Source organism: Sphingopyxis sp. RIFCSPHIGHO2_12_FULL_65_19 (assembly GCF_001830555.1).
GTDB lineage: Bacteria > Pseudomonadota > Alphaproteobacteria > Sphingomonadales > Sphingomonadaceae > Sphingopyxis.
The window spans coordinates 1-10,305 of sequence record NZ_MIAM01000057.1; the positions used below are offsets into that span (position 1 = coordinate 1).

Below are 10,305 nucleotides of genomic sequence, written 5' to 3' on the forward strand. Positions count from 1 at the left end.
CGCGCGCGGTGGCGCCCGCCCCTTCCCGGTGATGGTCAGAATGTCTTGCGCGCGGTGATGCCGAAGGTGCGCGGCTGGCCGACGGTGTAGCCGAGGCGGGCGCGCCCGCCCCGTTCGCGATCGAACGAGAGCAGGGCGTTTTCGTCGAAGACATTGTTGACATAGGCGATCAGCGACAAGCCATTGTCGAAATCGACCCCGGCGCTGAGGTTGACCAGCTGATAGTCGGGAAGTTGCAGGTCGACCGTCGTCGATGCCTCTGCCGGGGCCCCGCCAAAGGGCAGCCCGTGGACGAAGGTGCGCGGGTTATTTTCCTGATCGGCGGGTTGGGTATAGCGCGTGCCGACATGCTGGAACGAGGCGGACAGATAGGCCGACGCCGTATCCGAAACCGGGAATTCGTAACTGCCCGACGCCGACAGCTGGAATTTCGGCACCGACGGCAGCCGGTTGCCCTCGCGGATGCCCGTCGCGGCGGTCAACGCGCCGGGCAGGGTGGTGTCAAATTCGGCCTCGATCAGGCTGCCCGACAGGTTGAGATCGAGGCCGTCGACCGGCGACAGCCCGAGTTCAAATTCGATCCCCATCGAATGCGCCTTGGGCACATTGAAGACGATCCGCGACGAGCATGTCCCGGCGTCGAGCGTGACCTGGAGATTTTTGATGTCGTTATAGAAACCCGCGGCGTTGAAGGTGAAACCGCGGCCCTGCGATTTCACGCCCAGTTCGTAATTCCACAGGGTTTCGTCGTCATAATCCTGGAACCCCCCGAACAGCGCGGCGTCGCCGGGCGAACAGAGCGGCAGGTTGAGCGGATCATTGACCCCGCCCAGCCGGAAGCCCTTCGACGCCTGGGCGTTGATCGACACATTGTCGGCGACGTCATAGCTGAGCAGCAGGCGCGGGCTGATGCCGTTCGACCGGGTTTTGTCGCGGCGGCGATCGCCGTTGGCGAACAGGCCGCCGGTGATAAAGCGGCGTGTTTCGATGAAATCATAATAACGACCGCCGAGCGTGACGTCGAATGCGTCGCTGATCGAATAGGTGCCTTCGCCGAAGATCGCGAGCTGCTTGATGTCATAGGGCAGGTCGGCGTTATAGGGCGAGTCGGCCGGGAAGCCGTTGGCGACTGCCGCCGACGTGCCCGCGCCGAGCGTCGCGTCGGTGACGGCGTCATAGCCGGGAGTGGGCAGCCGCTGGCGATAGAAGCGGTCGGTGCTCGAATAGAATCCGCCGAACACCCATTGGAACGGGCTGTCATAATCCGATGCGAGCCGCACTTCCTGCGTGAAACTTTTAAGGTCGGTCGTGTCGAGCAGGTTCGACGGCAACAGCACGCCCGCGTCGGGGAACCCAAGATCGACCGATACCGAACCGCTGAGCGCGCTGGCGTCGCGGCTGACGACGATGTCGCGGTTGGTATAGCTGGTCACCGCGGTCACCTTCACGCCGTCGAGCGCGACATCGACCTTGAGGTCGGCGATCATCGTTTCATCCTCGAACGCCTCGCGCAGCAGCAGATATTGCTCGCGTTCGTCGAAGATCACCTGCGGCCGCGTCGTCGTGAAGCGGTTCGCATAGAGATTGTAGATGTCCTGCCGGTTGAAACCGTCCGCCTTGACCTTCTGATAGACGAAGCGCGGTGTGATCGAGACATTGTCGGTCGGCTCGAACGTCAGCGCGATGCGCCCGCCATAGCGTTCGCCGCTGTTGACATCCTTCTTTCCCGCCGGGCCGATCGCATTGATGAAACCGCCGTACCGGGTGTAATAGCCGACCGCGCGGAGCGCCGCCTTGTCGCCGATCGGCACGTTGACCGCGCCCTTCAGGTGGCCGCCGATATCGTCGCCGTCGACAAGGTTGAGGTTCGCCTCGACGCTGCCTTCGGTCGTGCCGAGCCGCGGCTGGTTGGTGATATAGCGGATCGTGCCGCCGACCGACCCCGACCCGAACAGCGTGCCCTGCGGTCCGCGGAGCGTTTCGACGCGGTTCAAATCGTAAAGGTCGATGTCGGGCGTGAAAAGCGACAGCGAGATCACGCTTTCGTCGAGATAGACGCCAACCTGTTCCTTGACCCCCGGCTGGTCGCGCACGACTTGGCCCGCGGACACGCCGCGCACCGACACCTGGCTTTGTCCGGGCCCCAGATTCTGGACCGACAGCCCTGCGACGTTGCGCGACAGGTCTTCGAGCGTCACCGCACCCGATTTCTGGATATCCTCGGCGGTCTGGGCGTTGATCGAAAAGGGAATGTCCTGAAGGTTCGCGTCGCGTTTCGTTGCCGTGACGATGATGATGTTGCCGTCGTCTTCGGCGGCGTCCTGCGCCGATGCGGGCGTGGCTGCGAGCGCAAGGCACGACAAGCCCGCGAGCAAAAATGCTCGTTTGTTCATGATAATCCTCCTCCTGGCGGCCAATCTGACGCTGGTCCGTCCGCGAAGGTGCGCCTCTTGTCACAAATCCGCAATGGGGGGCGAAGCGGTGCCGCCACAATCGCGCGACGCTGTTGCATCCGCGCCACGGTCAAAAAAAGGCCGGCCAATAATGGCCGGCCAGTGGTTCGCAGGAGGAACCTGGTGAGGACCCCGCCGCCGCCGTTTGAAAGGAGAGAGAGCGTGCGGCGGCGGGTATCCTGTCTCGTTGTCAGTAGTTGTAGGCGCGCTCCCCATGTTCGCCGAGGTCGAGGCCTTCGCGCTCCACCTCTTCGGAGACGCGGCCACCAGTGACCGCCTTGGCGATATAGAAGGCGATGGCCGAACCGACCGCCGACCAGAGGACGGCAACACCGACCGACTTGATCTGGATCCAGAGCTGGCTGCCAAGGACATAATCGTCGCCCGCCGGGCCGCCGAGCGCGGGCAGCATGGTGACCGCGGTCAGGATCGAACCGATCAGGCCGCCGATGCCGTGGATGCCGAACACGTCGAGCGAGTCGTCGAAGCCGAGCTTGGCCTTGAGCTTCATCACGAACCAGCAGCAGACGATACCCGCGACGGCACCGAGCAGGATCGCACCGAACGGCCCCGAATTGCCCGCGGCGGGGGTGACGGCGACGAGGCCAGCGATCGCACCCGAACAGGCGCCGAGCAGCGATCCCTTGTGGCCGAGCGCGCGTTCGGTGAGCATCCAGAAGAGGACGCCGGCGGCGGTGGCGGTAAAGGTGTTGATCAGCGCGAGACCGGCCGAACCATTGGCTTCGAGCGCCGAACCGGCGTTGAAGCCAAACCAGCCCACCCACAGGAGTCCGGTGCCGATCAAGGTCATGGTCAGCGAGTGCGGGGCCATGATATCCTTCTGGTAACCCGAACGCTTGCCGATGATCAGGCAGCCGACGAGCGCCGCGACGCCCGCGTTGATGTGGACGACGGTGCCGCCCGCAAAGTCGAGCGCGCCCCAGCCGAAGATCAGGCCGGTGGCTTCATCGGTGCCGCCCAGATACCAGACCATGTGCGCGATCGGGTAATAGACGATGGTCAGCCAGACGATGGCGAAGACCATCACGGCCGAGAATTTCATGCGCTCGACAAGGCCGCCAAGGACCAGCGCGACGGTGATCGCCGAGAAGGTCATCTGGAAGGCGATGAAGACGAATTCGGGAATCACGACGCCGTCGGTAAAGGTCGCGACGGTCGAATCGGCGGTTACGCCGGCGAGGAAAGCCTTGCCCGACGAAATGAACTGGTTGGCATCACCGCCGAAGGCGAGGCTGTAACCGAACATCACCCACATGATCATCGCGAGCGCGGCGACCGCAAGGATCTGGGTCAGCACCGACGCCATATTCTTGGTGCGGACGAGCCCGCCGTAGAAAAGCGCGAGACCCGGCACGATCATCGCCATGACGAGCACGGTTGAAATCATCATCCAAGCGGTGTCACCCTTGTCGGGCGTCGGCGCTGCGGCTTCCGCCACCGCGGGTGCGGCTTCTTGCGCCCAGGCGGGCAAGGCGGCGAACAGCGAAAGGCCGACGGCCCCGGCGCTCGCCGCAAATTTGTTTGCGAACGTCATAACTTCCCCCTTCGTCATTACAGTGCCGCCTCGCCGGTCTCGCCGGTGCGGATGCGCACGGCCTGACCCACGTCGAGGACGAAAATCTTGCCGTCGCCGATCGAGCCGGTTCCGGCGCTTTGCTGAAGCGTTTCGACGACCCGCGGTGCGAGTGCGTCGTCGCAGACCAGCTCGATCTTCACCTTTGGCACCATGTTGGTCGCATATTCCGCGCCGCGGTAGATTTCGGTTTGCCCCTTTTGCCGGCCGAACCCCTTGACCTCGGTCACGGTCATGCCGGCGATGCCCAGACCAGTGAGCGCCTCGCGCACCTCGTCGAGCTTGAATGGTTTGATGATTGCCAAGATCAGCTTCATGACGCCCCCTTTTGCTAATGGCACCATGTTGCACTGCAACAGCCGTGCCAGATTGCGCGAGGCGCGCGAAAGTTAACATTTTATGACGGTTTTGGCCTTGCGTGGCGCACAATCGGTCGTCCGATGGGCAGCAAAGGCATAGGCTTGCCTAAATTTTGGGCAATGATGCCTTTTGTGGTCTGCCATCATTCAGGCAATGGCGATGTCCGGTTTAGACCGATCGCGGACCTTGTTTCTTCGTCATCCCGGACTTGATCCGGGATCCATCACAGCGCTGAAGTCATGGACCCCGGATCAAGTCCGGGGTGACGAGAGGGCGGTGCGAACGGCCGCTCACCACCCCAAAACGGCGGGACATAACGATTGGCGTTACTCCACCGCCCTGAACCGCGCCCAGATCGGCAGATGGTCCGATGCGCGCGCGGCAAGCGGGCTGCGGTGGACGCCCGCGTCGACGGGTTCGAGGTCGGGGGTCGCAAAGATGCGGTCGAGCTTGGCGACCGGGCGCCGACTGTGAAAGCTGTGGCCGGTGTCGACAAGCCGATGACGCTCGCCAAAGTCCGCGAGGCAGCCGCCCGTCGGGCGCCACTCGTTGCAATCGCCCATCAGGACCGTCGGCAGATCCTCACCCTCCGCGACATGATTCAGGATCGCGCGGGCCTGCTGGCGGCGGCGGAGGCCCGATATGTCGAGGTGCATGCCGACGACGCGCAACCTTGTGTCGCCGATGCGGACCGTCGCCGCAACCGCACCGCGCGGTTCGAGCGTCGGCAGGTGGAGCGCGTGGCTTTCCTCGACCACGGCGCCCTTGCGCACGAGCAGCGCATTGCCGTGCCAGCCGATCGCATAGGGGCGTCCGCCGAGCAGGTCGACGGGGACATAATCGCTATGATCCTCGAACATATGCGGCGGGATGGCGCTCGCGCGGGTGCCGAACCGGCGATCGGCTTCCTGCAACGCGACGATATCGGCGTCGAGTTCGCGCAGCACCGACAGCACCCGGCCGGGATCGCGGCGACGGTCGAGCCCGATGCCCTTGCGCATATTGTAACTGGCGACCTTGATCATGATTTGCTTTTCAAGCGCTCAGGCCGCGTTTCCGTTCCCGCTGGCCGCAAATTCCGCCAGCAACGCCCGCGCTTCGTCCAGATCCTCGTCGAGCACCATGATCCGCACCGGGATCATCAATCCGACGCTTTCGGCGATGTTCATGCCCGCGTCGAAGCAGACGGCGTGGACTCCGGCGCTTTCGAGCCGACCGCGCAGCAATTCGGCTTCGGCGCCGTTGGGAAGGCGCATCAGTTCGACGAGGGGCATCAGGGCGATGTCTGGGCGGCTTCGCCGGTGATGAAGCGGTCGGTGGGCCGCGTCGGCAGGCCGTCGATACTCTTGGTACGCTCCTGAAACTTCTCGACCCACAGGGCGGGGTCGGCCTGGCGATGATATTTTTGCAGCGTGTCGCGTTCGTTCTGCAATTCCATCATCGGCACGCCCCAGCCGCAGCTGGTCTGGACGCTGTCGATGTCGATGACGAAAATCTGGCGCGTGCCGGGGATCAGCGCGAAGTTCGCGGCGAGCGCATCCCATTCGGCATCCTGCGGCAGCACGGCGTGGCCGCGGCCATAGATGCGCAGGATCAGCGCACTGCGGTCGAAGGCGCAGAACATGATCGTGATGCGGCCGTCGGCGGCAAGATGCGCGTGCGTTTCGTTCCCCGATCCGCCGAGGTCGAGATAGGCGACCTGGCTTTCCGAAAGCACCCGGAAACTGTCGACATAACCCTTGGGCGACAGGTTGATGCGTCCATCGGCGGCGGCGGTCGCGGTGAAATAGACCGGCTGTTTTTCGATGAAGGCAATATGCTTGTCGGTCAGCGTATCCGTGAAATCGGCCATGGCGGTCCTCCGTGTCGGACCGGCCCTATCACCAATTCTTGCCCTCTTCTATCGCTGCGGCTTCGTCGGCGCGGCTGGCGCGGCCCAGCGCCGCGTTGCGGTGCGGGAAACGCCCGAAACGGTCGATGATGTCGAAATGTTTTTGCGCATAATCGGCGAACATCGGGTCGGTGAGCTGGCCCATCAGCCGCAGCGATTCGCGCTGGTCGGCGATATCCTCGCTATGTTCAAAGGGCAGGTAGGCGAACTGGCGGCGTTCGTCGGGCCAGCCCTGGTCCCAACCGCGTTCGACGATGCCGCGCGCGATCGCGCGTGCGAGGTCGTCGGTCGCGAACGCGTCGGCGTGGCCGCGAAACAGGTTGCGCGGCACCTGATCGAACAGGATCGCCGCGGCGAGCGCGGTGTCGGGATCGGACAGAAACGCCTCCGGGGGCTGCGAGCGGAGGGCTTCGTGCCAGCCTTCGGCCAGGTCGCGGACCTTGTCGTCGAAGTCCGGGCCGCCGCCGTACCAGTCGTCCATGCCATGCGCATCGAACCAGAAGGCGAGCAGTTGCCGTGCCCAGTCGGCGGGGGGTGGGGCGCTTTCCATTTCGGCCAAGGTTTTTGTTCCCGTCAAACGTCATCCCGGCGAAGGCCAGGATCTCCACCTAACGATTGATCGCCAGGTAGAGATCCCGGCCTTCGCCGCGATGAGCAATATAGGCTTTGGTTTCGGCCGCTAGATTCGGCCGTTCACTCGCCCTTGGCGCGTCGATAGGGCACAAATTCGCCGAGCGACACGAAGCCCGCGTAAAAATGACTTGTGCGATCGCGCAGTTCGACGGCGTCGATGCTGCACAGCTGGCTGCCCGTCGTCCGGGTCACCAGAATGTCGTCGTCGTCGAGCGATTCGGCGCCGCCCTTTGGCCGGTTGACCCACAGCGTGCTGCCAGCGCGATAGACGATCGCCGTCTTGTCGATGATCTGCGAGCTGCGTGCCGACGACAGCGAGATGCAATTCTGCGGCTCGCCCGCGACGCGGCCTTCAAGCAATTTGGCGAGCTGGTCTTCGGGCGCGCGCTTTTCGCGCGCGGTGGCGGCGGGCGAAGCGGCCACGGCGGCGGCGGCAAGAAGTGCCGGGATGAGGTGACGCATGGTTCGACTCCTGTCTTTCATAGCCTACCCGGCACCTTCCTGCGCCAACGCGCGTGAACGGAGGCTGACTGCCGCGGGATCAGCACGCCCCGTCGGGCAGCGGAATGCCGAGGGGGCCTTTGCATTTTTTCTTTTTCTTCGCCGGTTCGGCGGCGGTGCTGCCGCCCATGTTAGCGCCGCCCATACCGCCGAAATCGGCGCCGATCATCAGCATGGTGTGCGAACGGAAGCGGACTTTCGCGGTCCAGTCGATATTCCACACGGCGTTGCCTGCGGGCTTGGGCGGATAGGAGAAATTGGCTTCGGGGCCAAAGGCGTTGAGGTTTCCGAACATCATTTCGCCCGACGCCTTCTTGACCTCGGCCGGAATCTGGCAGCTCGTCTGCGCGGGCGGCATCACGATCTTTCTGGTCACGAGGTTGGCGACGGTCGCGGGCGGCAGCCAGTCCCACAGCCCGCCGCCGAACTGCTGCGATGCGCTGCTGGTCCACCATATCATGTCGCCGTTCCCACCGCCGCGGTCCATGCCGCCGAACGCCCAGGCGACATAGCCGGTCGCTGGCTGGAGCGTATTCCAGCGGATCATCACCGACCCGTCGTCCTGCATCGCGGTCGAGGCAGTCAGCGCAGGCATATAATCCTGCGCGAGGGTGAAATTGATATCCGGCCCGACATTGCCCGCGATGCGGTGCGCGCCGAGCAGCGAGCTGTCCTTCGGCACCGCCTTCGACGATTTGCGGTTCGGCCAGTCGGCATAGGACGCGCTGTTCGATGCCATCACCTCGCGGATGCGCGGAACGGTGGAGGTGAAGAGGTTCGGCGGCACCTGCCCCGCGGCGACCTTGGCAAAATCGATCACGACGGGCTGCCCCGGCCCGGCCTTGGCGCCGCAGCCCCAATAGAGCAGCAGGCGGCCCTTGGGCCGCTCGAAATTGTCGGGCATCTCGTTGCCGTCCTCGCGCGGGCGCGGCTGGCTGGGCTCTGGCCCCCACAGCGGCAAGGACGCGCCAAGCTTCGCCTGCGGCTGGAAGAAATGATCGGCGCGCACGGGCGGCTTGGTCGGCGGCTGGTTTGCCCCCAGGCGAAGTTCGATCGTGCGCGCGACCTGATTGTCGGGGCCGCCGCCGAACATCATGCCCATCATCCCGCCCACGCCGGGCTTGCGCCCGCCCGCGGTCATCGCGGCGAACCCCGACGCGGTCGCGACGTCCATCTCGTAACGTTCTTTTGGGCCGGTGGTCTTTTGTGCCGAGCCGGGAACGGCGGCGAGCATCGCGGCAACGGCGGCCACGGAAACGAAACGCAGACTCGAACGCATAAAATCCTCCCTGTTGCGAGGGAGTGCCCCCGCGGATGATGCGACCGAAATCTGTTCTTGTTTGGGCCTCTATATGCGCGGATCGGGCGAACGCCAAGTGAGGGTGGTCACACCCTCGTCATTGCGAGCGAAGCGAAGCAATCTCCAGCCATCGCCGTCACGCAAGGCCGGTAGCTGGAGATTGCTTCGTCGCTACGCTCCTCGCAATGACGCGGTTGTCAGGCCGTGCCGCCCACGGTCAGCCCGTTCACCAGCAAGGTCGGCTGGCCGACGCCGGCGGGGACGCTCTGCCCACCCTTGCCGCAGATGCCGATGCCTTCGTCGATCGCCATGTCGCTCCCGATGCCGGTGACCTTGGTCAGCACGCTCGGACCGTCGCCGATCAGCGTTGCGCCCTTGATCGAATCGCCCAATTTGCCATTCTCGATCTTATACGCCTCGGTGCAGCTGAACACGAACTTACCCGACACGATGTCGACCTGTCCGCCGCCAAAGCTTTTGGCGAAAATGCCATTCTTGACGCGGCTGAGCAATTCGGCGGGATCGTCGTTGCCACCGCGCATGAAGGTGTTGGTCATCCGTGGCATCGGCGCGTGCGCAAAGCTTTCGCGGCGCCCGTTGCCGGTGGGTTCGACGCCCATCAGGCGCGCATTGAGGCGGTCCTGCATATAGCCCTTCAAAATGCCGTCCTCGATCAGCACCGTCTCGCCGGTCGGCGTGCCTTCGTCGTCGATGCTGAGCGAGCCGCGGCGGCCGCCGCCGACGGGGCTGTCCATCGTGCCGTCATCGACCACGGTGACGCCGGGCGCGGCGACGCGCTCACCGATGCGGCCCGAAAAGGCGCTGGTGCCCTTGCGGTTGAAATCGCCTTCCAGCCCGTGGCCGACCGCTTCATGCAGCAGCACGCCGGGCCAGCCGGGGCCGAGCAGCACGGTAAATTCGCCCGCGGGCGCATCGACCGCGCGCAAATTGACGAGCGCCTGCGCCAGCGCCTCGTCGATTGCACGGTTCCACTGCGCGGGCTCGAACAAATGGTCGTACATGTAGCGTCCGCCGAGGCCGAAATAGCCCGTTTCGCGACGGCCATTTTCTTCGACCACGATCGAGACGTTGAGCCGGACGAGCGGGCGGATGTCGGTCGCGAGGAAGCCGTCGGCGCGGACGATCTCGACCACCGACCAGCTGCCCGCGAGCGCAACCGAGACCTGGACGATGCGCGGATCGCGTGCGCGCGCCGCGGCGTCGATTTCCTGGCAGAGCGCGACCTTCTTGGCGAAGGGGATCAGGTCGAGAGGGTTCGCCTCGTCATAAAGATGGCGGTTGGTGCGCGGCGGCGGCGCGGCGTGCGGCTGGTTCGACGGATCGAGCAGCGCAAGCGTTTCGGCGGCGCGGCGAATCGCGCCCGCGCTGATGTCGCTGGCGTGCGCGAAGCCCGTCATCTCGCCCGACACGGCGCGCAGGCCGAAACCGGCGTCGGTCGAATAATCGGCGGTCTTGAGTCGCCCGTCGTCGAACCCGAAGCTCTCGGTCGCGCGATATTGCAGGTAAAGCTCGCCGTCGTCGGCCTTGGCGAGCGCCTCGCGCGCCAGCGCCT

10 protein-coding genes are annotated in these 10,305 nt (G+C 64.7%); all 10 read right to left on the reverse strand.

Annotation, left to right across the window (positions count from 1 at the left end):
• Window positions 1-35: 35 nt before the first annotated feature.
• Complete coding sequence (locus tag A3E77_RS15865) at window positions 36-2,393, reverse strand: TonB-dependent receptor (RefSeq protein ID WP_293647726.1); 2,358 nt, start codon at window positions 2,391-2,393, stop codon at window positions 36-38.
• A 250-nt stretch (window positions 2,394-2,643) separates the two neighbouring features.
• Window positions 2,644-4,008: an ammonium transporter gene (locus tag A3E77_RS15870; protein ID WP_293647728.1), complete on the reverse strand. Its 1,365-nt coding sequence runs from the start codon at window positions 4,006-4,008 to the stop codon at window positions 2,644-2,646.
• 17 nt (window positions 4,009-4,025) lie between these two features.
• Window positions 4,026-4,364: a P-II family nitrogen regulator gene (locus A3E77_RS15875; protein WP_003043080.1), complete on the reverse strand. Its 339-nt coding sequence runs from the start codon at window positions 4,362-4,364 to the stop codon at window positions 4,026-4,028.
• Window positions 4,365-4,733: 369 nt separating this feature from the next.
• A complete protein-coding gene (locus tag A3E77_RS15880; protein WP_293647730.1) occupies window positions 4,734-5,432 on the reverse strand; it encodes an endonuclease/exonuclease/phosphatase family protein in 699 nt (232 codons plus the stop codon).
• Window positions 5,433-5,450: 18 nt separating this feature from the next.
• The gene (locus A3E77_RS15885) at window positions 5,451-5,681 is read right to left on the reverse strand and encodes a putative signal transducing protein (protein ID WP_293647732.1); all 231 of its coding nucleotides are present in this window, start codon (window positions 5,679-5,681) and stop codon (window positions 5,451-5,453) included.
• Entirely contained in the window at window positions 5,681-6,259 is a 579-nt protein-coding gene (locus tag A3E77_RS15890) for a pyridoxamine 5'-phosphate oxidase family protein (protein ID WP_293647734.1), read from the reverse strand. Before A3E77_RS15890 ends, A3E77_RS15885 begins: the two co-directional genes overlap by 1 nt.
• A gap of 28 nt (window positions 6,260-6,287) precedes the next feature.
• Window positions 6,288-6,848, reverse strand: a complete 561-nt coding sequence (locus A3E77_RS15895) for a DUF924 family protein (protein ID WP_293647736.1) — start codon at window positions 6,846-6,848, stop codon at window positions 6,288-6,290.
• 143 nt (window positions 6,849-6,991) lie between these two features.
• Window positions 6,992-7,393 (reverse strand): hypothetical protein, encoded by a 402-nt coding sequence (locus A3E77_RS15900; protein ID WP_293647738.1) that lies wholly within the window; start codon window positions 7,391-7,393, stop codon window positions 6,992-6,994.
• 79 nt (window positions 7,394-7,472) lie between these two features.
• A complete protein-coding gene (locus tag A3E77_RS15905) occupies window positions 7,473-8,711 on the reverse strand; it encodes a hypothetical protein (RefSeq protein WP_293647740.1) in 1,239 nt (412 codons plus the stop codon).
• 218 nt (window positions 8,712-8,929) lie between these two features.
• Window positions 8,930-10,305: metalloprotease TldD (gene tldD / locus A3E77_RS15910; protein ID WP_293647742.1), on the reverse strand; the 1,376-nt coding region annotated here is incomplete at its 5' end.